Source organism: Aidingimonas lacisalsi (genome assembly GCF_008079445.1).
Taxonomy (GTDB): Bacteria; Pseudomonadota; Gammaproteobacteria; order Pseudomonadales; family Halomonadaceae; genus Aidingimonas; species Aidingimonas lacisalsi.
In genome coordinates, this window is sequence record NZ_VRYH01000002.1 from 187,314 (window position 1) to 211,339 (window position 24,026).

General features: G+C 60.2%; 22 protein-coding genes and 1 tRNA gene. 15 read left to right on the plus strand and 8 right to left on the minus strand.

Annotated elements, in window-relative coordinates:
- Positions 1 to 82: 82 nt before the first annotated feature.
- The 3 genes from yajC to queA are packed head-to-tail and all read right to left on the minus strand — an operon-like array spanning position 83 to position 2,689.
- The gene (gene yajC / locus FVV99_RS04125; protein ID WP_148252781.1) at positions 83 to 418 is read right to left on the minus strand and encodes a preprotein translocase subunit YajC; all 336 of its coding nucleotides are present in this window, start codon (positions 416 to 418) and stop codon (positions 83 to 85) included.
- 52 nt (positions 419 to 470) lie between these two features.
- Positions 471 to 1,592, minus strand: a complete 1,122-nt coding sequence (tgt, locus tag FVV99_RS04130; protein ID WP_456236712.1) for a tRNA guanosine(34) transglycosylase Tgt — start codon at positions 1,590 to 1,592, stop codon at positions 471 to 473.
- Positions 1,593 to 1,648: 56 nt separating this feature from the next.
- Positions 1,649 to 2,689, minus strand: a complete 1,041-nt coding sequence (gene queA, locus FVV99_RS04135; protein WP_148252783.1) for a tRNA preQ1(34) S-adenosylmethionine ribosyltransferase-isomerase QueA — start codon at positions 2,687 to 2,689, stop codon at positions 1,649 to 1,651.
- Positions 2,690 to 2,863: 174 nt separating this feature from the next.
- Here queA and FVV99_RS04140 point away from each other — a divergent pair.
- Both FVV99_RS04140 and FVV99_RS04145 read left to right on the plus strand, forming a co-directional pair.
- A tRNA-Leu gene (locus FVV99_RS04140) sits at positions 2,864 to 2,950 on the plus strand.
- Between the two features lie 177 nt (positions 2,951 to 3,127).
- The gene (locus FVV99_RS04145) at positions 3,128 to 3,736 is read left to right on the plus strand and encodes a LysE family translocator (protein ID WP_148252784.1); all 609 of its coding nucleotides are present in this window, start codon (positions 3,128 to 3,130) and stop codon (positions 3,734 to 3,736) included.
- A 6-nt stretch (positions 3,737 to 3,742) separates the two neighbouring features.
- On the opposite strand, the gene FVV99_RS04150 is transcribed toward FVV99_RS04145, so the two are convergent.
- Together FVV99_RS04150 and FVV99_RS04155 are read right to left on the minus strand one after the other, a co-directional pair.
- Entirely contained in the window at positions 3,743 to 4,231 is a 489-nt protein-coding gene (locus tag FVV99_RS04150; RefSeq protein ID WP_236645287.1) for a copper chaperone PCu(A)C, read from the minus strand.
- A 50-nt stretch (positions 4,232 to 4,281) separates the two neighbouring features.
- Positions 4,282 to 5,943, minus strand: a complete 1,662-nt coding sequence (locus FVV99_RS04155) for an acyl-CoA dehydrogenase family protein (RefSeq protein WP_148252785.1) — start codon at positions 5,941 to 5,943, stop codon at positions 4,282 to 4,284.
- A 160-nt stretch (positions 5,944 to 6,103) separates the two neighbouring features.
- Between FVV99_RS04155 and FVV99_RS04160 the strand changes: the two genes are divergently transcribed.
- On the plus strand, positions 6,104 to 6,601 hold the full coding sequence (locus FVV99_RS04160) for a glutathione peroxidase (protein WP_148252786.1): 498 nt from the start codon (positions 6,104 to 6,106) through the stop codon (positions 6,599 to 6,601).
- Positions 6,602 to 6,610: 9 nt separating this feature from the next.
- On the opposite strand, the gene FVV99_RS04165 is transcribed toward FVV99_RS04160, so the two are convergent.
- The gene (locus FVV99_RS04165; RefSeq protein ID WP_148252787.1) at positions 6,611 to 7,000 is read right to left on the minus strand and encodes a DUF7079 family protein; all 390 of its coding nucleotides are present in this window, start codon (positions 6,998 to 7,000) and stop codon (positions 6,611 to 6,613) included.
- A gap of 141 nt (positions 7,001 to 7,141) precedes the next feature.
- Here FVV99_RS04165 and fabV point away from each other — a divergent pair, with 141 nt between their 5' ends.
- Positions 7,142 to 8,338, plus strand: coding sequence for an enoyl-ACP reductase FabV (fabV, locus tag FVV99_RS04170; RefSeq protein WP_148252788.1), 1,197 nt, complete (start codon positions 7,142 to 7,144; stop codon positions 8,336 to 8,338).
- A 129-nt stretch (positions 8,339 to 8,467) separates the two neighbouring features.
- Positions 8,468 to 9,460, plus strand: a complete 993-nt coding sequence (locus FVV99_RS04175; RefSeq protein WP_201745022.1) for a GlxA family transcriptional regulator — start codon at positions 8,468 to 8,470, stop codon at positions 9,458 to 9,460.
- Positions 9,461 to 9,477: 17 nt separating this feature from the next.
- Here the strand turns inward: FVV99_RS04175 and FVV99_RS04180 are convergent, their stop codons facing one another.
- Positions 9,478 to 10,104 (minus strand): class I SAM-dependent methyltransferase, encoded by a 627-nt coding sequence (locus FVV99_RS04180; RefSeq protein ID WP_148252789.1) that lies wholly within the window; start codon positions 10,102 to 10,104, stop codon positions 9,478 to 9,480.
- Positions 10,105 to 10,243: 139 nt separating this feature from the next.
- On the opposite strand from FVV99_RS04180, the gene FVV99_RS04190 reads away from it, so the two are divergent.
- The 10 genes from FVV99_RS04190 to FVV99_RS04235 all read left to right on the plus strand — a co-directional run bounded on the left by FVV99_RS04190 (position 10,244) and on the right by FVV99_RS04235 (position 22,846).
- On the plus strand, positions 10,244 to 11,458 hold the full coding sequence (locus FVV99_RS04190; RefSeq protein WP_148252790.1) for an aspartate aminotransferase family protein: 1,215 nt from the start codon (positions 10,244 to 10,246) through the stop codon (positions 11,456 to 11,458).
- Between the two features lie 50 nt (positions 11,459 to 11,508).
- Entirely contained in the window at positions 11,509 to 12,573 is a 1,065-nt protein-coding gene (locus FVV99_RS04195) for an arginine N-succinyltransferase (protein WP_148253168.1), read from the plus strand.
- Entirely contained in the window at positions 12,573 to 13,589 is a 1,017-nt protein-coding gene (gene astA / locus FVV99_RS04200) for an arginine N-succinyltransferase (protein ID WP_148252791.1), read from the plus strand. Before FVV99_RS04195 ends, astA begins: the two co-directional genes overlap by 1 nt.
- Positions 13,590 to 13,598: 9 nt before the next feature.
- Positions 13,599 to 15,068 (plus strand): succinylglutamate-semialdehyde dehydrogenase, encoded by a 1,470-nt coding sequence (gene astD, locus FVV99_RS04205; protein ID WP_148252792.1) that lies wholly within the window; start codon positions 13,599 to 13,601, stop codon positions 15,066 to 15,068.
- Positions 15,065 to 16,417 carry an N-succinylarginine dihydrolase gene (gene astB / locus FVV99_RS04210; RefSeq protein ID WP_148252793.1) on the plus strand — a complete coding sequence of 451 codons (1,353 nt, stop codon included), beginning with the start codon at positions 15,065 to 15,067 and terminating at the stop codon, positions 16,415 to 16,417. Before astD ends, astB begins: the two co-directional genes overlap by 4 nt.
- Before the next feature lie 151 nt (positions 16,418 to 16,568).
- On the plus strand, positions 16,569 to 18,539 hold the full coding sequence (locus FVV99_RS04215) for a PhoX family protein (RefSeq protein WP_148252794.1): 1,971 nt from the start codon (positions 16,569 to 16,571) through the stop codon (positions 18,537 to 18,539).
- Between the two features lie 93 nt (positions 18,540 to 18,632).
- On the plus strand, positions 18,633 to 19,532 hold the full coding sequence (locus tag FVV99_RS04220; protein ID WP_148252795.1) for a LysR family transcriptional regulator: 900 nt from the start codon (positions 18,633 to 18,635) through the stop codon (positions 19,530 to 19,532).
- A 110-nt stretch (positions 19,533 to 19,642) separates the two neighbouring features.
- Positions 19,643 to 21,049: an amidase gene (locus FVV99_RS04225; RefSeq protein ID WP_148252796.1), complete on the plus strand. Its 1,407-nt coding sequence runs from the start codon at positions 19,643 to 19,645 to the stop codon at positions 21,047 to 21,049.
- A 50-nt stretch (positions 21,050 to 21,099) separates the two neighbouring features.
- Entirely contained in the window at positions 21,100 to 21,333 is a 234-nt protein-coding gene (locus FVV99_RS04230; protein WP_148252797.1) for a hypothetical protein, read from the plus strand.
- Positions 21,326 to 22,846, plus strand: coding sequence for a sodium:solute symporter family protein (locus FVV99_RS04235; protein WP_148252798.1), 1,521 nt, complete (start codon positions 21,326 to 21,328; stop codon positions 22,844 to 22,846). The genes FVV99_RS04230 and FVV99_RS04235 overlap by 8 nt, the downstream gene beginning before the upstream one ends.
- Before the next feature lie 26 nt (positions 22,847 to 22,872).
- On the opposite strand, the gene FVV99_RS04240 is transcribed toward FVV99_RS04235, so the two are convergent.
- Complete coding sequence (locus tag FVV99_RS04240; protein WP_148252799.1) at positions 22,873 to 23,907, minus strand: LacI family DNA-binding transcriptional regulator; 1,035 nt, start codon at positions 23,905 to 23,907, stop codon at positions 22,873 to 22,875.
- Positions 23,908 to 24,026 lie beyond the last annotated feature (119 nt).

Sequence of the window (24,026 nt, forward strand, 5' to 3'; positions counted from 1 at the left end):
TCGCGGACATGGAATGACGGGGGAGCGCCCCAATTCACCGCCGGATGCTGGGTCTCGTCAGCCGGCGGTGATACCGAGGAGGTCAGATGGACTTGAGCGTACCCTTGGGCAGGACGGCTGCCACGGCATTCTTCTGAACGCTGACCTCGGTCCCCTCGGCGATTTCCATGGTGATGAATTCGCTATCTTCGCTGACACTTGTGACGCGACCCAGCATGCCACCTCCAATGACGACTTCGTCGCCCTTGCTGAGCCCCTTGATCAGCTGCTTGTGCTGCTTGGCGCGTTTGGCCTGCGGGCGCCACAACAGGAAGTAGAAGATCAGCACGAAGCCGACCAGCATGACGATCTGAGCGATACCACCGCCTGCGGCCGCACCGCCTTCGGCATGTGCCGGGGAAATGAAGAAGTCCAGCATCGGTTAGAGTCTCCTGCGAGAGTTGTGAAATGAACGGATCAAATGGGCTTGTCTACGCCGGTGGCGCTTCCGGCACCGGTAGGCCACGGCGTTCATAGAACACGTTGACGAAGTTCGCCAATGTACCCGCTTCGATGGCACCGCGCAAACCAGCCATCAGTCGTTGATAGTGGCGCAGATTGTGTATGGTATTGAGCATCGAGCCAAGCATCTCGCCACAGCGATCCAGATGGTGCAGGTAGCTGCGTGAAAAATGGCGGCATGTATAGCAGTCACATGCCGCTTCCAGCGGCCTTGTATCGTGGCGATGTCGGGCATTGCGAATCTTGACCGTACCTTCATCGGTGAACAGGTGGCCATTGCGGGCATTGCGGGTCGGCATCACGCAATCGAACATGTCGATCCCTCGGCGCACGCCTTCCACCAGGTCTTCGGGTTTCCCGACTCCCATCAGGTAGCGAGGCTTGTCGGCCGGCATCCAGGTGGGCAGATAATCGAGCACCTCGAACATATCGGACTTGGGTTCGCCAACCGAGAGCCCTCCAATGGCCAGTCCATCAAAGCCAATGTCCAGCAGTCCAGACAGCGATCGTTCCCTCAGCGCCGGATGCATTCCCCCTTGGATGATACCGAACAGGGCGGCAGCCGAGTCGCCATGGGCATCGCGAGATCGTTTGGCCCAGCGTAGCGAACGCTCCATTGATGCCTCGGCCTCACTTGCCGTCGCGGGGTAGGGCGTACACTCATCGAAGATCATTACGATGTCGGAACCCAGGGAACGTTGTACAGCCATGGACTCTTCGGGCCCCATGAAAACCTTGGCGCCATCCACCGGCGAGCGGAAATGCACGCCTTGTTCGGTGATCTTGCGCATCTCGCCCAGCGAGAATACCTGGAAACCGCCGGAGTCGGTCAGAATCGGTCGATGCCACTGGGAGAAGTCGTGCAGGTCACCGTGAGTCTCGATGACCTCCATGCCGGGGCGGAGCCATAAGTGAAAGGTATTACCGAGAATGATGTCGGCTCCGATCGTTTCAACGGCCTCAGGTGTCATGCCTTTGACCGTGCCGTAGGTGCCGACCGGCATGAAGGCCGGTGTTTCCACCGCACCACGCGGAAAGGTCAGGCGACCCCGGCGAGCACGGCCATCGCTGGCCAGATGGTCGAAGCTCATGAAACATTCGTGACGCATGCAGGCTCTCACTTCATGGTAAAGCGCCCTGTCATCATTCAGGGCGACTTGCGGGTTAATAACATGGCATCGCCATAACTGAAGAAGGCGTAACGCTTGGCCACGGCTTCCCGATAGGCGCTCATCACCGTCTCATGGCCGGCGAATGAGGCTACCAGCATCAGCAGCGTCGATTCTGGTAGATGGAAGTTGGTGATCAGTGCATCGACGCAGCGCCACTCATAGCCCGGGTAAATGAAGATATCGGTGTCGCCGCGAAAAGGGGCGATCCGGTCATCGGCGGCATGCATGGCAGCGGTTTCCAGGCAACGCACACTGGTCGTGCCGACCGCGATCACGCGGTGCCCCGAGGTTTGCGCCTGCCGGATCTTGGCGCAAGCCGTCTCATCGACCTCGAGCCACTCGCTATGCATAGCGTGTTCGCGAATATCGTCGACGCGAACCGGCTGGAATGTCCCGGCACCAACGTGGAGCGTCACGAAGGCGCTTTCTATCCCCTTGTCGGCGAGCGAATTCAGTAGCGGCTCATCGAAGTGCAGACCGGCGGTAGGGGCTGCGACCGCACCGTTGCGGCGCGCGTAGACCGTTTGATAACGATCGCGGTCGCTGAGCTCGTCATCCCGGTCGATATAAGGGGGTAACGGCATATGACCATGACGTTCGAGTAGCTCGATCAACGGCGTATCGCCAAAAAAGCGCAACTCGAAAAAGGCACCTTGTCGGCCTTCGATTACGGCATGGACATTGCCTTCGAAGATCAGCTCGGTCCCTGGCTTCGGCGCCTTGCTGGCACGCAAGTGTGCCAGCCCTCGGTAAGCGTCCAAGGGACGTTCGAGCAGCATCTCCACTTTACCACCGCTGGCTTTCTGGCCATGCAGACGTGCCGGGATGACACGAGTGTCGTTGAATACCAGCAGATCGCCGGGGTCGAGCCACTCGATAATATCCGCAAACTGGCGATGCGCGAGATTGCCACTCGGCCCATCGACACACAACAAGCGGCAGTCGCTGCGCTGTTCCGATGGGTAACGGGCGATCAGCTCTTCGGGAAGGTCATAATGGAAATCGGCGCGCTGCATCGGGTATCGACTCGAGATTCTACACTAGGCGTCGGGAATGAGGCCGTTGAACAGGCGCCATAGGATACGCGTTTCGGGCGGCGAAGTCAGGTCGCGATATGATGAATCATCGATCACCGCCAGCCGAGGATTGACCTGTGTGCCTGGCTACGTATAATGCAACGCGCTGCTCGTGCCCGGGTGGCGAAATTGGTAGACGCAGCAGATTCAAAATCTGCCGCTGGAGACAGCGTGTCGGTTCGAGTCCGACCCCGGGCACCATGACCTTCCGTGTTCGTTGCCCCCTCTCGAATAGTACTTCACCATCGAGTAGCACTGCGTTGTTCCGTCGAATGGCACTGCTGTCGTGGTGATCGTGTCGCTTGGCAGTGTAACCTCGCTTTGATGTTGTCATGCGTGGCATGATGCGTTCTTCGTCTCGGTGTGGTCGAGGATGGAATGCCTCTGTCTCTCTGGTTGTCATTGGTTGCGGTGTGTGCCATGGGGGCGATGTCTCCCGGTCCGAGTCTGGCGCTGGTGTTGCGTCATACATTAGGGGGCGGACGCCTGGCAGGAGTGAGCGCTGCCTTGTCTCATGCGCTGGGCGTTGGCTTCTATGCGTTGCTGACTGTCTGGGGATTGGGGGCGTTGATTGCGCGTCAACCGTTAATGTTCCAGGCGATTACATGGGCAGGGGCGTGCTATCTGGCCTGGTTGGGTATCAAGGCGCTGCAGGCGGGACGTACGGATACCCTGACGTCCCAGGCTGTTGCGGAGTCACACCGGCGTGCGGCGCGCGAGGGTATACTGGTCGCGCTTGGCAATCCGAAGCTGATTCTTTTCTTTGTAGCCTTGCTGAGTCAGTTCGTCAGTGCTGATATGAGCGCGACCGCTAAAGGGCTGATCGTTGCGACTGCCCTGGTGATCGACGGAAGCTGGTACACACTGGTTGCCGTGTCGCTCTCCCATTCGGCCGTTCTGCCCTGGTTGCGCGCTCGTTCACACTGGATCAATCGTGCCACGGGCGTGCTGTTGATCGGGCTGGCCGTGCGGGTTCTGGTCGGCTAGTCCGATTTAGTGGCCATGATTGGCATCGGTGGTCTCGTCGCCGGTAGCCGACGTCTGTACCGGGACAGTGATGTCGATCGGTTCACGGTCGGCAAACTGCAGTGTCAACGGAAAGCGCTCCCCCTCTTCCAGCGATTCCTCAAGTCCAATCAACATCAGGTGAGGGCCTCCACCCGGACGCATGCTCACGGTGTCTCCAGCGTCGATGCGTAACTCCTCGAGTTTGCGCATCTTCATGCGATCTCCATCCCTTTGCATATCGTGCACCTCGACTGCTTTGCTGACAGGGCTGCTGGCCCCTGTCAGCACGGCATCGTCTTCGCCGGCCATGATATCGACATAGGCGGCACCATGGGGTGCGGCGGCAGGCATCGGTGTAGAGAAAGGATGGGCGATACGCAGGCTGTCGACCTCCAGCTCATGAGCCTGAGAGAGCGTGGGCATGAGCAGAAGCATCCCTGCCATCAACGGTCGCATGGTACGAAAACCCGGCATGCTATGGTTACCTCATTGACGTGATTCGTTGCCGAAACTGCACTTGAGAGTCAAGGCGTGATGCGTGCCAGGATCGCATCAAGCGGTGCGTCCGTCGATAGATTGCCATAGGCGGCGCCGGCCTTTTTCCCCAGCCGTGACTGACAGAAGGCATCGGCAATCGCGGCGGGAGCGTATTGTAGCAGCAGCGAGGCCTGAAGCGTCTGGGCCAGACGTTGGGTCAGCCAGCGGGCGCCGAGTTCGATGGTTTCGGGAGGGCTAGCCAGGATCCCCATGATGTCATCGACGGCAAGGTCATAATCCGGGTGCTGGTTGCTTGATACCTCCAGCTCAGTCTGTAAGGCCCTGACGCTTGCTGGATGGCGGGCAAGAACGCGCAGGACATCCAGGCAGATCACGTTGCTTGACCCTTCCCAGATGGCGTTGACCGGCGCTTCTCGGTATAGGCGTGCCAGCGGAGACTCTTCCACATAGCCGTTACCTCCGAGACATTCCATGGCTTCTACCATGAAGCCCGAACCACGTTTGTTGTGCCAATACTTGGCCAATGCCGGTAATAATCTCGCCAGGGCAGCTTCATGGTCGTCGCCTGGTGAGTCGAAGGCGCGTGCCGTACGCATGACCAGAGCAAGGCTGGCCTCGACTTCAAGCGTCAGGTCGGCGATCACCATCCGCATCATGGGCTGGTCGGCAAGCCGTTGGCCAAACGCTTGTCGCCCCTGTACATGGTGCCAGGCTTCCAGCAATGCCTGTCGCATCATGCCCGCGGGTGCTGTGGCTGCATCCAGTCGGGTCTGTTGAACCATGTCGAGAATGGTGGCAATGCCACGACCCGGGTCGCCTACAGGCTGACACCAGGCATGGCGATATTCGATTTCGGCCGAGGCATTGGCACGATTGCCGCATTTGTCCTTGAGTCGCTGGATCTCCAACGCATTACGCTCGCCATTCGGCATGAAGCGCGGCACGAGAAAGCAGCCAAGGCCATCATCGGTCTGGGCCAGAGTCAGGAAGGCATCCGACATAGGGGCGCTGCAGAACCACTTGTGGCCGATCAGGCGATAACCGCTGTTCGCCTGGGTGGCGACATCGGGTACGGCCCGAGTGGTCGCGGCACGCACATCGCTGCCGCCCTGCTTCTCGGTCATGGCCATGCCCATGGTAACGGCTGGTTTCTCGCTTGCCGGTATGGCCCGACCATCATAGTCCCAGGCCAGCAATTTCGGTGCCCATTGAGAGAGCACGTCGGGCTGGTGGCGCAGCGCCGGCATGGCGGCATGGGTCATGGTGAAGGGGCAACAGAAACCGGGTTCCACCTGGGTGAGCAGGTAAAGCGCGGCGACGTGTGCCTGATGCCCGCCGCACGATTCTTCCTGCCAGGCCACGGCGTGCCATCCATGGTCGAAGGCCAAGTGCATCAATTCGTGGTAGGCCGGATGATAGCTGACTTCATCGAGGCGTCGGCCATGGCGATCGAATAGCCGTAGCTCGGGAGGATGACGGTTGGCGGTTTCGCCCAGTTGCTGATGGTAAAGGCTACCCGTATTGACGCCTAATGGGGCTAGACGTCGAGCGACCCAATCCGGCGCTTCACGCTTCAGTGCCTCTTGAAGCGGTATGTCGAGTGCCAGGAAGTCGCGGTCGCCGGTCGGGACTGGCTGGTTGACGACGGCATGTGTCGCGAGCCGGGTGCGGGCAGTATCGTTGGACATGACAAGACTCCGGCAGGTAACTGCTTCGAGCATGGTTGCCCATATCCCGGGGGTCAATGGTCATGATGATATCGCGAGTTGCCTCCCCGCATCGTTTTGGCTGGCGAGTTGCGACAAGTCATGGCATCGTGAAGTGTCACGAAAGGGATGCGTCGTTGCCATGCTCATTTACGATCTCGATTGCCATACCCACAGTGGTGAACCGTTCAATTTGCGGGCCCTGCGTGGTCAGGTGCTGTTGATCGTCAACGTCGCCAGCCGCTGCGGCTATACCCCCCAGTTGGCGGAGTTGGAAACGCTTTACAAACGGTACCGGGACCGAGGCTTCACCGTGCTGGGGTTTCCCTGCAATCAGTTCGCGCGTCAATCGCCTGAATCAGCCAATGCTTTCTGTCGTTTTGGCGAGCGGGAGTACCGAATCACCTTTCCCCTGATGGAAAAGGTGCGAGTGAATGGTCGTCATGCACACCCGTTGTTCGTGCAGTTACGCCGTCAGGCACCGGGGGTTTTCGGCACCACGCTGATCAAATGGAATTTTACCAAGTTCCTGGTAGGTCGTGATGGTCAGGTACTACGCCGTTTCGGCCCGCGTGACGGCGAACGGGATATACGTCCGATACTGGAAGAGGCACTGGATGCCCCCTTTCTCCTTGATTGATCGAGACGATCAGCGAGAGTCCAGGTTGCGCACCGCCATGACGCGGGTCATGAGCTCGTTCCAACGGTGACGTGTCATGATCGTTGTCAGTCCCGAAAACAGCAGCCAGAATTTACGACGCCATCCCTTTAGCCTCAGGTTGTGGGCGACCAGTTGACGCATCAGTTTCTGGTCGTCGAAGGCGCGCCATTCACTGGCGACCGACATCTGGTGACGTGATAATACTGGGGCGAGTTCCAATCGAAACATCCATTCCAACTCATCCAGTGTTAGTCCGTGGCGCTCGATGACGTCGACCATGCGTTCGTAATCCGCCTCGCGAGGTTCGCGTTCCAGCCACAGTGGCGCCAACGCGAGCCAGAGTTCACCGCGTTCGTCGACCAGGGTCTGGGCATCCATGGAGTTCTCCTGTGGTATCGGCCGGCAAGGCCAGCGTATTGTCATCATGGTCGGCCAACCCGGTGTTCGTCTCAAGGGGCGGACACATATCCGGGAAGCCGCTAGAATGTCGGCAATTCATGGCGATAATCGAGGTTCTTCGTGATCATCAAACCCAAGGTTCGCGGTTTCATCTGTACCACGACACATCCCAAGGGGTGCGAGCAGAACGTTCTTGAGCAGATCGAGGCAACGCGTGCGCGTGGCATCGACCGAGACAAGGGCCCCAAGAAGGTCCTCGTCATCGGGGCGTCCAGCGGTTATGGCCTGGCGGCCCGTATTACGGCTGCCTTCGGTTATGGCGCCGATACGTTGGGCGTATTCTTCGAAAAGCCGGGCACCGACAAACGTTCGGGTACGGCGGGTTGGTATAACTCTGCCGCTTTCGACAAATTCGCCAAGTCGGAAGGGCTCTACAGTAAGTCGATCAACGGCGATGCCTTCTCGCATGAAGCGCGCAACAAGGCGATCGAACTGATCAAGCAGGACATGGGGCAAGTGGATCTGGTGGTCTATTCATTGGCGTCGCCGGTTCGCAACCTCCCCGATAGCGGTGAACTCAAGCGTTCGGCGCTTAAGCCGATCGGCGAGACGTACCGAGCGACGGCGATCGATACCAACAAGGATACGGTCATCGAAGCCGAAGTCGAGCCGGCCACGGACCAGGAAATCGCCGATACCATCGAGGTGATGGGAGGCGAAGACTGGGAGCTATGGATCGACGCGCTGGACAAGGCTGGCGTGCTGGCACCGGAGGCACGCAGTGTCGCTTTCAGCTATATCGGTACCGAGATCACATGGCCGATCTACTGGCATGGGGCGCTGGGCAAGGCCAAGGAGGATCTCGACCGGGCCGCCGGTGAGATAGATACCAAACTGAAGGCCTATGGCGGCGGCGCCAATGTGGCCGTGCTCAAGTCGGTTGTCACTCAAGCCAGTGCCGCCATTCCGGTCATGCCGCTCTACATCGCCATGGTCTACAAGGTGATGAAGGAGCAAGGTCTTCACGAAGGCACTATCGATCAGTTGAACCGTCTGTTCAGTGAACGTCTCTATGGAGGGCGCTTCGAAACCGACGAGTCGGGACGCCTGCGGTTGGACGACTGGGAACTGCGCGATGACGTTCAGCAAGCTTGCAAGCAGTTATGGCCGCAAGTCACGACCGACAACCTCCATACCATTACCGACTATGCAGGCTATAAGCATGAATTCCTCAAGCTGTTCGGCTTCGAACGCGATGACGTGGACTACGATGCCGATGTGGACCCGGTCGTGGCTTTCGATGTCGAAGACGTGTGATCGGGGCCTGCGCCGATTACATTGATGTGCCCGGGTTTATATCGAGGGGTCATCGCCGTTGAACGTGCCTGTCGTTTCTGCGGCGATGGCGTATGATGGAGCCTCGCACCCGAGTCACGACGAGCCTTCATGTTCGATACTGCGACCCCGACGCTGGCACGGTACACTTCCCGTCAGGTAGGCTTCGTGTTGTTGCCTGGGTTTTCATTGCTGGCTCAGGCCTGTGCACTGGAGCCATTGTCGGTGGCCAACCAACTGGCGGGCGCTCGTCTTTATACGTCGTCGACGTTCGGCTTGGAGCCTCGGGCGGTGGAAAGTGCGGCCGAAGCGTCATTGTTACCACAGCAGACGCTATCGGGAGGGGCTCCCTCCGAACCCGATGCCGACCTGGACATCGTCCTGGTATGCGCGCCAAGTCCACTGCCACCGATCGATATCAGCGGTTTGACACAATGGCTCAAGCGGTTGGCAGGACGCGGTGTGGTGCTGGGCGGGATTGCCGGCGGTACCGAAGTGCTGGCACGCGCCCATGTCCTGGATGGCTATCGTGCGACGCTGCCTTGGCAGCGTTTTGATGCCTTTGCCAATGACTATCCGCATGTCACGCTATCGCAACAGTTGTTCGAGATCGACCGTAACCGCCTGACCTGTGGCGGTGGCACGGCGGCCATGGACATGATGATGACCCTGATTGGTCACCATCACGGGCAGCCCCTGGCTGAGCGTGTCTCCGAGCACTTCGTGCTGGAACGCATCCGGATGGCTGACGAACCTCAACATGTACCACTGCGATCGCGCTTCGGGCATGCACCGCAGAATCTGCATGATGCCGTCTCCCTGATGGAAGCCAATACCGAAGAGCCGTTGACCACGCATGAACTGGCGGCGCATCTGGGGATATCCCGGCGCCAATTGGAGCGTTTGTTCAAGAAATATCTGAAGACGGTACCCAGTCGTTATTATCTCGATCTACGCTTGCAGCAGGCGCGCAGGCTGTTGCGCGACAGCGACCATCCCGTGGGCGATATTGCGCTGCAAACGGGGTTCTCGTCCGGGGCGCATTTTTCCACTGCGTATCGGAATCACTTCGGCATGACCCCTCGCGAGGAGCGTCTAGCCTGAACGGACATGACGCCACGCTAGGAGCGATGCGTCTTGTGCGCGATCAATGCGCGAAATACCGATCCCATCATGACCGGTGTATCGTGTGTCACGCTGAAACCGGCATTTTCCAGCAACGGTCGCGCTTGGCGAGTAATATCCGTAGCGATCGCGTTCGTCACGACATTCAAGGCGCGTCGTCCCCAACTGGCACGGTGCTCATCGCACTGGAATTTATCCATGATGCAGAGTTGACCATCTTCGTTGAGTACCCGGTGAGCTTCCTGGAGTCCACGTTCGGGGTGCGGTATGACGGCCAGCACCAGGTGCATGACGACGACATCGAAATGATCGTCCGGATAGTCGAGTCGTTCGGCATCCATGGTACGGGCCGTAGCATCGAAACCCAGGTCATTGGCGCGCGCCCGGAAACGCTTGACCATGGCATGACACAGGTCGGTGCCATGCAATTCGATATCACGGGGTATGTAGGGAAGATCCAGCCCCGTTCCGGCACCGACGATCAAGACCCGCTGACCCGCCGTCCAGTCCACGACGCCCAGTGATCGGCGCCGGGCGCGACGAAATAGGCGGTCGGCGACGAGATCATAGACTGGCGAGTACAGGGTATAGCGCAACCGGTTCCAGGTAGTGGTGTTGAACATCGCAGGTGCCTCGCTACGTCATGGGGCCGACTTGTAGTCTAACCGCTTTTCATAATTCGTCGTCCCATTACTGAAAGTTCCGGTCGGCGGCGGGCTCTATACTCTGTTGATCAATTGGTCCCACTGGATGGAGAGCATCATGAACGAGACCCCGACCCGCAGCGATTTCGACCAGTACATGGCGCCGACCTATGCGCCGCAACAGGTGATCCCGACGCGAGGAGAGGGCAGCCGACTATGGGATCAGGCCGGTAAGGAATACATCGATTTTGCTGGCGGGATTGCCGTCAATGCGTTGGGTCATTGCCATCCGGCCCTGGTCGACGCGCTCCAGTCTCAGGGCAATACGCTCTGGCATCTCTCCAATGTATACACCAATGAGCCGGCTCTGCGCTTGGCGAAATGCCTGGTCGAAAGCACCTTTGCCGACAAGGCCTTTTTCTGCTCTTCCGGTGGCGAGGCCAATGAAGCTGCGCTCAAATTGGCGCGCCGCTACGCCCATGATCACTATGGTGCCTACAAGGACAAGATCATTTCGTTCCAGCAATCTTTCCACGGCCGCACATTGTTTACCGTCAGTGTGGGCGGGCAGCCCAAGTATTCCCAGGGATTCGGCCCGATTCCGGGGGGAATCCTGCATGCGGAATTCAACGATCTTGACAGTGTACGCAAGCTGGTAGGCGACGATACGTGTGCAATCATCGTCGAACCGATGCAAGGGGAAGGCGGCATCGTTCCGGCGACCCCCGACTTTCTTCACGGGGTTCGCCAACTTTGCGATGACAACCGCGCGTTGCTTATTTTCGATGAAGTCCAGACTGGTGTCGGGCGTACGGGATCACTGTATGCCTACATGGAGTACGGGATCACGCCGGATATCCTGACCAGTGCCAAGTCCCTGGGGGGCGGTTTCCCGGTAGGCGCGATGCTGGCCACCGATGAGGTCATGGCATCCTTGACCGCCGGGACTCACGGCTCGACGTATGGTGGCAATGCGTTGGCGTCTGCAGTGGCGCTGGCCGCTGTGGAGTTCATCGATACCCCGGACGTGCTGGCGGGCGTCAAGAAGCGTCATGACCTGTTTCGTGAGCATCTCGAATCGATCAATCGTCGCTATGGCGTATTTCAGCAAGTTCGCGGCATGGGACTGCTGATCGGGGCCCCCATGGCACCGGATTACGCGGAGCGGGCCAAGGACATCCTGCCACTGGCCATTGACGAGGGACTGATGGCGTTGGTTGCCGGTCCCAATGTATTGCGCATGGCGCCGTCGCTGGTGATTCCCGAAGCCGATATCGAGGAGGGAATGGCTCGTCTTGACCGTGCGATTGCTAGGTTCGTGGCACAGGCATGAGCATGGCGATTACCGACGCCGATACGCAACCGACGATAAGAGGGTTTGCCATGTTGGTCGTTCGTCCTGCCCGGGCGGCAGACTTGCCGGACCTGGAGCGGTTGGCCGGTAGCGCCACACCACGGCTGACCAACCTGCCGGCACACCGAGACCGTCTGGAGGAGCGCATCACACGCTCCCAGCGCGCTTTCAGCCGAGATATCGACTTCCCCGGTGACGAGCACTATACCTTCGTGATCGAGGATCGAGAACGCAACGAGGTGGTGGGGACGGCCACCATCCGTGCGCAAGCTGGAGCCAACGAGGCGTATTACACCTATCGTCAGGAGACATTGATCCATGCCTCGCAGCAACTCAATGTGCGCCGCGAGGTCCAGACCCTGTCGCTGTCGCACGAAGTCTCGGAAGCCACGCTGCTGTGTGCCTTGTCGCTCGACTCACGCTATAAAGCCACCAGCGCCGAGAGCTTGCTGCGACGTGCCCGGTTGATGTTCATCGCCCAGTATCCGGAGCGCTTTTCAGCACTTCTGGCGGTGGCATTCCCGGGCTATCTCGATGGCGAGAGCGAGTCGCCATTCTGGAACAGCGTCGGACGCCACTTCTTCGTGCGCAGCTTCCAGGAAATCAATCACCTGGCCGGAGTGCGTTCCAAGAGCTTCATCGCCGAAGTGATGCCTCAGTTTCCGCTGTATTTGCCATTATTGACTCCCCAAGCCCGGGCAGCGATCGGGCGGGAACACCCGGATCACGAGCGTGCCCTGGAGGAGATGCTGGCCGAAGGCTTCGTGCGCAGCCGTCATGTCGATATCTTCGATGGCGGCCCGGTGGTCAAGGGCGAACGTGATCGGTTGGAAACCTTCCAGCAGGCTGCCTGGCATCCCGTCCGGGTCCGTCCGGAAGCCTCTCTGCCTGATGCCGAGCCTGCCATGGTAGCCAATCAGAAACTCGGCGACTTTCGTTGCGTGGTTGCGCGTTATGCCTTGTCACCGACCGGGCAACTGATGCTGTCGCAGGATCATGCCGACATCCTCGGTGTGGAAGAGGGACGTGCCGTGCTGGCTGCACCGTTGACATTGCCCGATGTCGAAGATGCGCTCGACGAAGGAGAATTGTGATGCACATTCGCCCGATTGCCCGTGGTGATCTCGACGCGTTGCAGTCCCTGGCACAGCAGACGGGGGTCGGCTTTACCTCATTGCCTGATAATCGCGACTTTCTGGCCAGCAAGATCGAGTCCGCCGCACGCGCTTTCGAGGAGCGTACGCCGGTGGATGATCGACTTTATTTCTTCGTACTCGAAGATGGCGACAATGGTGAGCTGGTGGGGTGCTGTGCCATCGAAGGCCAGGTCGGACGTGAAGTGCCTTTCTATAACTACCGGCTCGGCACCCTGGCTCACTCATCCGTGCAACTCGACCTGCACCGTACGATCGATACACTGTTCCTCAGCTCTGACCATACCGGCGATGCCGAGGTTTGCTCGCTCTACTTACGCCCGGAGTATCGTCGCAATCGCAACGGCGCATTGCTTTCCAAAGCGCGCTGGCTGTTCCTGGCTCAGTTCCGCGACCGTTTTCCGCACAAGGTGCTGGCGGAAATGCGTGGGGTCTTCGATGAGAACGGGGTGAGCCCTTTCTGGGAGTGTCTGGGCAGCCATTTCTTTCCGATGGCATTCTCCGAGGCAGACAGGCTGACGGGGCTGGGACAGAAAAGCTTCATCGGCGAACTGATGCCCAGGTTTCCGATCTACACCCCCTTCTTGTCCGAAGCGGCACGGGCCTGCATTGGCGAAGTCCATGAACACACGCGTCCTGCTCTGGAGATGCTCAAGAAAGAAGGCATGCGCTGGGAGGGCTACATCGATATCTTCGATGGCGGCCCCACGGTGGAAGCGTACATCGACGATGTGCTTGCGGTACGCAACTCACGGTTATGTCAGGTAGAAGTGACCGCCGATGCCGAACACATGGAACGCCCTTCCTGGCTCGTTGCGACGACCGAGATGCTGAGCTTCCGCGCCGCCTGGGTAGGTCGCGGTCCAGATGAACGTAACGTAATCACCCTGACCGAAGAAGAGGCACACCGCTTGGATGTCAAGGCGGGAGAGTCTCTCCGTGTACTCGAGACATAGGAGTTGATGATGCAAGCCAGGCAGCAACTGCTGGTCGGTGGCAACTGGGTCGATGGCACGGCAGAACGCTTCGCTAAGCTCGACCCGGTGTCGCATGACGAGCTATGGCATGGCGGCAGCGCCGCGCCCGAGCAGGTAGCAGCTTCCGTCAATGCTGCACGCCAGGCATTTCCGGCCTGGGCACGTATGCCATTTACCGAGCGCCAGGCGCTCGTCGAGCGCTTCCGCGATGTACTGGAATCCCGCCGTGAAGCGCTGGCGACCGCGATCGCTCAGGAAACCGGCAAGCCGCTATGGGAAGCGCGTACCGAAATCGGTGCGATGATCGGTAAAGTGGCGATCTCCCTGCGGGCCTATGAGGAGCGCACCGGCGAACACCAGCGCGACGCCGGCGGTGCCAGGGCGGTATTGCGTCACCGCCCACATGGCGTCATGGCAGTATTCGGGCCCTACAACTTTCCTGGCCATCTGCCCAATGGGCACATGGTGCCAGCGTTGCTGGCCGGTAATACGGTGGTCTTCAAGCCCAGCGAACAGACACCGTTGACCGCGGATCTGACCGTGCAGTGCTGGCGCGAGGCCGGCCTCCCCGATGGCGTCATCAATCTGGTACAGGGTGCTGCGCCGGTGGGACAGGCATTGGCCGCATCGCCATCGATCGATGGACTGCTGTTCACGGGGAGTGCCAAGGTGGGGGGCATCCTGCATCGCCAGTTCGCCGGCCAACTCGACAAGATCCTGGCATTGGAACTGGGGGGTAACAATCCCTTGGTGGTCCGGGATGTGCCTGATGAGCGTGCCGCCGTGCTGAGCATTCTGCAGTCGGCCTTCCTGTCCGGTGGCCAGCGCTGTACCTGTGCCCGTCGGTTGATCGTTCCCGAGGGGGCAGTCGGTGACCGTCTGATCGAGTCGCTGGTCACGGCCATGGACAGGCTTCATGTCGCCGGCCAGTTTGCGTCCCCCGAACCGTTCTATGCGGGGCTGGCAAGCCTTCAGGCGGCGGATGGCCTGCTGCAGGCACAGGCTGACCTGGAGACGGCCGGTGGGATGGTGTTGTCACGCATGCGTCGTCTGGAGGGGAACACCAGCCTGTTGTCACCGGGGCTGATCGATGTGACCGGGCTCGAGGTCCCCGACGAGGAGCATTTCGGACCATTGCTCAAGGTGACCCGCTATCGCGACTGGGAAGAGGCCATCGCCTTGGCCAACGATACGCGTTATGGCCTCTCCGCCGGCCTGATTGGCGGCGAGCGCAGCGATTGGGACGATTTCCTGTTGCGTATCCGCGCCGGTATCGTCAACTGGAACCGTCAGACCACCGGTGCTTCCGGCGATGCGCCGTTCGGCGGTATCGGCGACAGCGGCAATCATCGACCCAGTGCCTACTACGCCGCCGATTACTGTGCCTATCCGGTGGCTTCCATGGAGAGCGACGTCTTGGAACTGCCTGACAACTTGCCGCCGGGAGTCGAACTGTGACGCAACAACAAAGTACCGTCCATGAAGTCAATTTCGATGGTCTGGTCGGCCCCACTCACAATTACGCCGGCCTGGCGCACGGCAATGTGGCATCCATGTCTCATGAAGGTCTGGCATCCAACCCCAGGGAAGGGGCGCTGCAGGGTCTGGCCAAGATGAAATCGCTGCTCGACGCCGGATTCATGCAAGGTGTATTACCGCCGCAGCAACGTCCCGACCTGGGGGCCTTGAGAGCGCTAGGGTTCACCGGCAGTGCTCGGCAAGTGCTGGCGCATGCCGCCAATGAGGCACCCCAGATCCTGCGTGCGGTATGTTCGGCGTCAAGCATGTGGACGGCCAACGCTGCGACCGTTTCGCCGAGTGCCGATACGCCGGATGGCCGGGTCCACGTTACGCCTGCCAATCTGCAGTCGAGCTTTCATCGGTATCTGGAACCGGCGACCACTGCACGCGTGCTGGCCGCCATCTTTCGGGATGAGGCCTATTTCACGCACCACCCTGTGCTGCCTGCAACGCCGGCCTTTGCGGATGAAGGGGCGGCCAACCATACGCGCTTGTGCGAGAGCCATGGCGACCCGGGGGTGCATCTGTTCGTCTACGGCCGGCGTGCTTTTGGCGGTGAGAGAGAACCGGCCCGGTATCCCGCACGCCAGACCCTGGAAGCCAGCCAGGCTACCGCTCGACAACATGGATTGAAGGGTGATCAGACGATCTTCGCCCAGCAACATCCCGATGCCATCGATGCCGGTGTCTTCCACAATGATGTCATCGCCGTGGGCAATGGTCCGGTGTTGCTCTATCACGACATGGCCTTTCTTGACGAGGACGCTACCCTCGATGCCATTCGCGCCAGACTGGCGACACCCTTGATCCCCGTACGCGTGCCGAGCGAGGCTGTCGGCCTTGAGGATGCCGTAGCGTCGTATCTATTCAACTCGCAACTCCTCAGCCAGCCCGATGGCAGCATGACGTTGGTGGTGCCGGGTGAGTGCCAGGAAAACGAGGCGGTCTGGCGAACCATTCAGGACCTGTTGCTGGCAGGCTATAACCCGATCGGCGAGGTCATGGTCAAGGACGTGAAGCAGAGCATGCGCAACGGCGGTGGCCCGGCCTGCCTGCGCTTGCGTGTCGTGCTGTCGGCCCAGGAGCGCCAGGCGTTGTCCGGTCGCGTTCTATTGGATGAAACGCTCTATGCCGACCTGACCGCCTGGGTGGAGCGCCACTATCGCGATCGTCTGGTGCCGGACGACCTGGCCGATCCGCAACTGGCCGATGAAAGCCTGACCGCGCTGGATGAACTGACGCAACTCCTGCAGATCGGGTCAGTATATCCGTTTCAACTCGGATAGTCGGCAGGGCGCCAGCGGTGTGGAGCGTTAACCGCCCGATCGAGTGCGCCCTGACCGTCATCCCTTCGTGATGTGACCTTCACATGTCTGTCACCTTCGAGCGTTACTTCTATGCCTCTCAACACCGTGACCCGCATGAGGAGGCAATCGCATGGTTTTCAATCGACGCGCGCATTTCGAAGAGGCGGAAAACACGCCCAGCAATCCGAATCTCCAGCAACCGATCGGCAAGATCATCGAGCGGCGCTATTCCCGGCGAGGATTCCTCAAAGGGGCAGGCTACGGCGGTCTCGGTGTGGCAGCCATCGGTGCCATGAATCCCTTGACGGCAGCCATTGCCTCCGAAAGCGATACGCTGGATCGTTTCGCCTTCGAGGAAATCGCACACGGGGTCGATACCACGCACCATGTGGCGGAAGGCTACAATGCCGACATTCTCATTCGCTGGGGGGATCCGCTATTTGCCGAAGCACCGACCTTCGATCCGCACGATCAGAGCGCCGATGCCCAGGAGCGTCAGTTTGGCTACAACAACGATTATGTCGGCTTCGTACCGCTGGAGGGGCGATTCGATCATGGCCTGCTGGTCGTCAATCACGAATATACCAATGAAGAATTGATGTTCCCTGGCCTGCCGGGCCCCCTGGATGCGCATGACTTTTCCGGCATGACCCGTGAAATGGTGGAAATCGAGCAGGCGGCCCACGGTGTCTCGGTGGTGGAAGTCAAGCGCGAAGCCGGGCGTTGGCACTACATTCAGGATGGTCGGCACAATCGTCGCATTACCCCCCGATCGACCGAGATCGCACTGTCCGGGCCGGTTGCGGGTCATGACCGCGTGCAGACCGATGCCGACCCGGAAGGCCGTACGGTGATCGGCACGCTCAACAACTGTGCGGGAGGAACGACCCCTTGGGGCACCATCCTGACCTGCGAAGAGAACTTCCACGGCTATTTCCTGGGCGATGCCGAGTCGCATCCAGAGAAAGACAAGCTCGAGCGCTATGGCGTGCCGGGCCACTCCTATGCCTGGGGAGACTTCGATAGACGATTCGATATCAGTCGTGAGCCCAACGAGCCGAACCGCTTCGGTTGGGTGGTCGAAATCGATCCCATGGATCCACAATCGACTCCCGTCAAACGGACCGCATTGGGCCGTTTCAAGCACGAAGGGGCAGCCAACATGCTGACCGAAGATGGCCGCCTGGTGGTCTACATGGGCGATGACCAGCGATTCGACTATGTGTACAAGTTCGTCAGTCGCGACGTCGTGAACCGGGCCGATCCTGCCGCCAATCGCGATCTGCTCGATCATGGCACGCTCTACGTGGCTCGCTTCCATGACGATGGCACGGTCGATTGGCTACCCCTGGAACATGGCCAAGGCCCCCTGACGGAAGAGAACGGCTTTGCCAGTCAGGCCGATGTGTTGATCGACACTCGCCAGGCTGCCGATGCCTTGGGTGCGACACCGATGGATCGCCCTGAGGATGTGGAGGGCAATCCCGCGACCGGCGACGTCTATGTCATGTTGACCAACAACGACGAACGTACCGAATCGCAAGTCGACGCCGTCAACCCCAGGGAAGACAACACCTTCGGACATATCATCGAGATCATCACCGATGGCAGTCATACGGCGACGCAGAACCGCTGGGAGGTGTTGGTGCAGTGCGGCAACCCCGCCGACGGTGACGTGGGGGCGATGTGGAACCCCGCCACCAGTGACGATGGCTGGTTCGCCGCCCCGGACAACTGTGCCGTGGATGCGCGAGGTAGGTTATGGGTCACGACGGACCAGGGCAGTAACTGGCCAAAAAGTGGCACGGCCGATGGTGTCTGGGCGTTGGAAACCGAAGGTGAGCGGCGCGGGACCGGCAAGATGTTCTTCCGGGTGCCTGTCGGTGCGGAAATGTGTGGGCCCTGCTTTACTCCCGATGACACGGCCTTCTTCGTTGCCGTGCAGCACCCGGCCGCCGATGGTATCGAGGCGTTCGAGGGTCATGACGGCCGCTCCAGCTTCGAGAATCCGGCGACTCGCTGGCCGGACTTTCATGGCGGGATGCCGCCGCGTCCCTCAATCGTATCCATAACGCGTCAAGGCGGTGGCACCGTCGGTTGATGTGTATGCACAGCGCGCTTATCTGACCCGGTCGGTAGCGTAGGGTAAACTGAGAGCTTCATGGAATCGTGTGTCCTGAGCCAAGGAGCCTCAATGCACTGGCGAGCCCTGCGCTACTTCGACACCGTTGCGCGCTGCCGTTCTCTGCGGCAGGCAGCGGCCCAATTGCATATTGCACCGACGGCGATCAGCCGACAGATCGACTTGCTGGAACACCAACTGGGCGCGCCACTCATCGAGCGTGGTCCCGGTGGCATCAGTCTGACATCGGCAGGCGAGTTGCTGGCTGCTCAGACCCGGAGAACGCTGCGTGATCTGGAACGGGTCGAGGAGCATATCGCCGATCTCAAAGGGCTGCGTACCGGGCATGTCAGCATCCGGGCGGCCGAAGGGGTCGTCGCCGGCTGGCTGGCGCCCGCACTCGCGGCCTTGAGTCGCCAATATCCGCGCCTTCGCTTCGATATCCATATTGCCAGCGCTGGTCAGATCGTCGATGCATTGCGGTGTGGCGATGCCGATATCGGCCTGGCGTTCTTCATGCCGCGTCATGACGACATTGTTCCTTTTGCCAGCGGTACTCTGGAGCATCACGTGGTGATGACGCCGGATCACCCCTTGGCAGGTCGGACGTCGCTATCGCTGGCTGACATCGCCTCCCATCCTCTGGCGCTACCCGATGACAGCTATGGCGCGCGTCAGGCGCTCGAGATGGCTGCTCGTCGACAAGGTGTGTCCCTGGCACCGACCTTTCGTACCGCGTCGCTCGAAACCCAGAAAGCGCTGGCCATGGCAGGCGCTGCCTTGCTGGTTTTGCCGCCATTGGCCGTGAGCAGGGAGTGCCGGACAGGGCAGTTGACCAGCGTTCCGCTTTGCCATGAGGCGTTGGCCGGGGCGCGGATTGATCTGTGCATCTACCGACACCGGCAGCGGAGTTTCGCGACTGACGCTTGCCTGTCACTGCTGGCGGAGGCCGTCGGGCAATACGGTGCATGATGGTGAACACAAAACGTGGACACGCTGAGCTCATAATTGTGATGGCTGAGTTCACCGTCAGCGACCAGGCTGAAGCGACGATCATCGCATGACCAGCCACCGAGAGCGTTATGGATAACTGTTTATCACTCGATGCTACGCACCTGCTTGCCGCTTATCGCGATAGGCGATTATCACCGCTGGAGTATGCCGAGGCCTTGATTGCGCAGGTCGAATGTTGGGAACCCAGCCTCAATGCCCTCTATACCTACTACCCGGATGACTTGTTGAGGGCGGCACGAGAGTCCACCTCTCGTTGGACGCGAGGGGCCCCACGCGGGAGGCTGGATGGCGTGCCGGTGACTCTCAAGGAGCTGATAGCGACCCGCGACGAACCGGTGCCCGGCGGCGTCGACATCGGCATTTCCGACGCAGCTTCCCAGGATGCACCACCGGCGGCACGCCTGGCCGAGGATAGCGCGCTGTTGTTAGGGAAAACGACCTGTCCTGATTACGGCATGTTGTCGTCCGGACTGTCTTCCTTGCATGGTTTGACCCGCAATCCGTGGCATCTCGACTGCAATACCGGCGGGTCCAGTTCGGGCGCCGGAGCGGCGGCGGCGGCCGGATACGGGCCGCTGCACGTAGGGACCGACATCGGCGGTTCCATACGTCTCCCGGCCGCCTGGTGCGGTGTCGTGGGCTTCAAGCCCACGTTGGGGCGAATTCCCATCGATCCCTATTATGTCGGACGCTGTGCTGGACCGATGACCCGCAGTGTCGATGATGCAGCACTGATGATGATGAGTCTGTCCCGCACCGATCGTCGCGATGCCATGCGTTTGCCACCGGAACGTATCGATTGGATGGACCTGACGCTGAACGTACACGGATTGCGTCTTGGCGTCATGATGGACGCGGGCTGCGGTCTACCGCTGGATGAGGAGATTCGCGAGCAGGTGGAAGTCGCCGCCCGTCGTTTCGAGGCTGCCGGGGCGACCCTGGTACCGCTCGAACCGGTACTGACGCGTGACATGCTCGATGGGCTGGATCAATTCTGGCGTGCACGCCAATGGAGTGAACTCGAACGGTTGACGCCTGAGCAGCGAGACCGCGTGCTACCGGCCATCCTGGCATGGGCCGACGATGGCGCACGCCTCAGCGGTCTCGAGGTGGTACGGGGGTTCCAACAGACACTGAACATGCGTCGAGCGACCGAGTCGGTCTTTGACGGCGTGGATGCGCTGATCTCGCCGACAACGCCGAATATTGCCTTCCCGGCCACCTGGATCTCCCCCACGAACGATCCTCGCCAGCCATTCGAGCACATTGCATACACCGTTCCCTGGAACATGGGAGAGCAGCCGGCCATATCGCTCACTGCCGGATTTAGTCACGATGGCATGCCGATAGGGGTTCAACTCGTCGGTCCACGCTTCGCCGATCACTTGACGCTCAAGCTGGCCAAGGCATTGGAAACGTGGCGAGGCCCTATCCCGTTCTGGCCATCGCCACCCGATGCCGGTATGGCGCACTGAAGCGTGCCGGATGATCAGGGACACATACCATTCATCGACAGGAGATTGTCATGCAGCGTTTCGTCGTCCTTCCCACCACGCGTACCGGCTGGTTGCTGTTGGCTGCATTCGTGGCCGTGATCGGGGCGGGCATCTGGCCGGTGATTGGCTGGATCAATCGCGCCACCTTGTTGCTGGGGTTGCCGCTGATCGTGGTATGGAGCTATCTCGTGATTTTCGCGTGTGTTGCCGTCATGGCGATCGCCAATCACTGCATTGAATGGGAGGACGAGCCGCATGAATAGTGTCTGGCCCCTAGTCATCACGCTGGTGTATGTCGCTATCGCCATGCTCATCGGACTGCGTGCACGGGCCGGGCAGCACATGAATACCCTCGAAGAGTGGGGTGTCGCCGGGCGCAGCATGGGGCCGGTGACGCTTTATTTGCTGATCGCGGCCGGCAGCGTCAGCGCCTACACCTTCATGGGCGCTCCAGGATGGGCTTACTCCAAGGGAGTCGCAGTGTTCTATGTCGCGATCTACTTGGCTTACCTCGCCCTGGTTGCCTGGTATTTCGGACCCAAAGTGTGGGCGTTCGGTGAGCGTTTTGGCCATGTCACCCAAGCCAGTGCCATTGCCGACCGTTATCAGAGCCCGGGGCTGGGCGCGTTGGCGGCGCTGGTCATGTCGGTGGGGTCGATCGCCTACGCGGTACTGCAGACGGTAGGCTCGGCATACATTCTGTTCGTGATGAGCGGTGGGTGGATTCCGGTCTGGCTGGGCGTCGTGCTGGTGCTGTCCTGTATCGCCGTCTATCTGTATATCAGTGGCCAGCGTGCCATCGGGCGCACCAATGCCTTCCAGGGCATCCTGATGTTGATCGTCGCTTGGGCGGTCGGTCTGTGGGCGGTTCATAGCGCGACGGGCGGCTTGAGCTTTGGCGCCGTCTTCGAGCGTATTCAAGCCGAGCATGGCGAGTTTCTTACGCTACCCGGGGCGGGTGGCGACATGAGCTTCAGTTTCTGGACGACATCGATCATCGTATCGATGCTGTCGTTCATGCCGCCCGTCTGGACCCAATGGATGAGTGCTTCTTCAGCACGAACCATTCGGCGTAGCGCGACCTGGCTGCCGACTTATTATGTGGTGATTCTGCCCATGGTCGTGGTCGGCTTCATCGGTATCTATTCGTTACCCGAGCTGGAACGGGCCGATACGGTCGTGCTGGAATACGCCATGGCACATTTGCCGGTAGTGCTGGTGGGATTGCTGGGGGCCGGGACGCTGGCGGCTTCCATGTCATCGAGCGAACCGTTCATTCATTCCGTCGCGTTGTCTTGGGGCAAGGATGTATTACAACCCTTGCTAGGGCTCTCCAATGCACGCACCGCGATGCTGACGCGTTGGCTGATCTTGCCATTGATGGCCTTGATCATCGCGCCTCTGGCGATTGCCGAGCCGGGGAGTCTGGTGATGATTCTCCTGATCGGGCTGGGATTCGCATCCCAGGTGTTGCCGGCCTTCATCGGCATGTTCTTCTGGCCTCGAGCGTCGTGGCTGGGGGTGATGGCAGGGGTGGTGACCGGCTTCTTGGTGACTGTCGCATTGACGACGCTATGGCCGCACCCGCTGGGCATTCATGCCGGTTTCTGGGGGCTGATGCTCAATCTACCGGTGTTCATTGTGGTCTCGCTGGTGACGGCTCCGGCCCCGGCAGACGTGATTGAGCGATTTTTTCGCATTGCGGCCCCGCATGGCTTGACGCGACTGGGTCGGGCTATCCCCGATGAACGGGAATCGCCAGGCTGGAGTCGGTAGCTGGGCGTCGCCAACAAGAGGGTGCATCACGCGCTATCTCCCACGAGCAGTTCAAAGCCGACATCGACCTGGCTGTGTTCCACCGGCCGGCCTTCAATGCGGGCGATGAGTTGTTCTGCAGCGATGCGCCCGATGGCTTCCCGGGGCGAAGCGATAGTGGTCAGACGCGGCGTGATGGCCTGGCCGATGGGCAATCCGGTGAACCCGCAGATGGCGATCTCCTGCGGAATGCGAATACCCAGCCGTACGGCATGTAGCACGGCGCCGGTGGCGAGGATGTCATCGGCGAAGTGAATGGCCTCAGCGGAAGGGTGATGTTCCAGCACGCTGTCCAGTGCCTGGCCACCAAGCTCGAAACTGCTGGGAGTCTCCCATTCGCACATTGGTGCCTCCCGACCGGTGTCGGTCAGCAGGTCACGATGGCCCTCGTAACGGAGTCTGGCGCGGTAGTTTCCGCCCATCTGTGTGCCGGCATACACGATTCGCCGGTAACCGGTATCGAGAAGATAGCGCGTCATACGCCGCCCGGCCTGGTAATGAGACAGCCCGACGTTGAGATCGATGGCCTCGCCCAGCTCCATGATCTCGACGATGGGTTTGGGCCACTGCTGGAGTAAGCCGGCACAGCCCGGCTCATGGCGAAGGCCGGTGGTGACCAGTGCCGATGACGACCAGCCGAAAAAGGTTTTCACCAATTCCCGCTCACGTTGCATATTGTAATCGGTATTGCCCAGCAATATCTGGTAGCCATGCGCTTCGAAGGTGCTTTGCAGCCCCTGTATGACCTCGATGAACACGACGTTGGAGAGCGAGGGTACGATCACGGCGATGAATCGGGAGTTGGCGGACGCCAGGCTACCGGCAACCATATTCCGAACATAGCCGACCTTGTCGATGGCTGCTTCGACGCGTCGTCGCGTTGACTCACGCACGCTGCCCGGCGAATTGAGCACTCGCGATACGGTGATCGATGACACCTCGGCTTCCCTGGCGACATCAGTGAGCGTGGGGCTGTCCAGGCCTTTGCGGCGTCGCCTTTCCGGTGGCTGCTGATCGGTCATTCTTGGCTCCCATGCCGGCGATGGTCTTCATCGATTCTACGGGCGCTGCCGATACCTGCAGGAATACAGGTCGCAGCGGCGCTAGAAATCTAGACATTAGTCGGAGTCTGCTTCTTCAC

What these genes read in the sequence shown, in the direction of transcription:
- yajC (WP_148252781.1), bottom strand. Translation starts at nt 418, where the DNA reads ATGCTGGACTTCTTCATTTCCCCGGCACATGCCGAAGGCGGTGCGGCC.
- tgt (WP_456236712.1), bottom strand. Translation starts at nt 1,592, where the DNA reads ATGAGCTTCGACCATCTGGCCAGCGATGGCCGTGCTCGCCGGGGTCGC.
- queA (WP_148252783.1), bottom strand. Translation starts at nt 2,689, where the DNA reads ATGCAGCGCGCCGATTTCCATTATGACCTTCCCGAAGAGCTGATCGCC.
- FVV99_RS04145 (WP_148252784.1), top strand. Translation starts at nt 3,128, where the DNA reads ATGCCTCTGTCTCTCTGGTTGTCATTGGTTGCGGTGTGTGCCATGGGG.
- FVV99_RS04150 (WP_236645287.1), bottom strand. Translation starts at nt 4,231, where the DNA reads ATGCCGGGTTTTCGTACCATGCGACCGTTGATGGCAGGGATGCTTCTG.
- FVV99_RS04155 (WP_148252785.1), bottom strand. Translation starts at nt 5,943, where the DNA reads ATGTCCAACGATACTGCCCGCACCCGGCTCGCGACACATGCCGTCGTC.
- FVV99_RS04160 (WP_148252786.1), top strand. Translation starts at nt 6,104, where the DNA reads ATGCTCATTTACGATCTCGATTGCCATACCCACAGTGGTGAACCGTTC.
- FVV99_RS04165 (WP_148252787.1), bottom strand. Translation starts at nt 7,000, where the DNA reads ATGGATGCCCAGACCCTGGTCGACGAACGCGGTGAACTCTGGCTCGCG.
- FVV99_RS04175 (WP_201745022.1), top strand. Translation starts at nt 8,468, where the DNA reads ATGTTCGATACTGCGACCCCGACGCTGGCACGGTACACTTCCCGTCAG.
- FVV99_RS04180 (WP_148252789.1), bottom strand. Translation starts at nt 10,104, where the DNA reads ATGTTCAACACCACTACCTGGAACCGGTTGCGCTATACCCTGTACTCG.
- FVV99_RS04190 (WP_148252790.1), top strand. Translation starts at nt 10,244, where the DNA reads ATGAACGAGACCCCGACCCGCAGCGATTTCGACCAGTACATGGCGCCG.
- FVV99_RS04195 (WP_148253168.1), top strand. Translation starts at nt 11,509, where the DNA reads ATGTTGGTCGTTCGTCCTGCCCGGGCGGCAGACTTGCCGGACCTGGAG.
- astA (WP_148252791.1), top strand. Translation starts at nt 12,573, where the DNA reads ATGCACATTCGCCCGATTGCCCGTGGTGATCTCGACGCGTTGCAGTCC.
- astD (WP_148252792.1), top strand. Translation starts at nt 13,599, where the DNA reads ATGCAAGCCAGGCAGCAACTGCTGGTCGGTGGCAACTGGGTCGATGGC.
- FVV99_RS04215 (WP_148252794.1), top strand. Translation starts at nt 16,569, where the DNA reads ATGGTTTTCAATCGACGCGCGCATTTCGAAGAGGCGGAAAACACGCCC.
- FVV99_RS04220 (WP_148252795.1), top strand. Translation starts at nt 18,633, where the DNA reads ATGCACTGGCGAGCCCTGCGCTACTTCGACACCGTTGCGCGCTGCCGT.
- FVV99_RS04225 (WP_148252796.1), top strand. Translation starts at nt 19,643, where the DNA reads ATGGATAACTGTTTATCACTCGATGCTACGCACCTGCTTGCCGCTTAT.
- FVV99_RS04230 (WP_148252797.1), top strand. Translation starts at nt 21,100, where the DNA reads ATGCAGCGTTTCGTCGTCCTTCCCACCACGCGTACCGGCTGGTTGCTG.
- FVV99_RS04235 (WP_148252798.1), top strand. Translation starts at nt 21,326, where the DNA reads ATGAATAGTGTCTGGCCCCTAGTCATCACGCTGGTGTATGTCGCTATC.
- FVV99_RS04240 (WP_148252799.1), bottom strand. Translation starts at nt 23,907, where the DNA reads ATGACCGATCAGCAGCCACCGGAAAGGCGACGCCGCAAAGGCCTGGAC.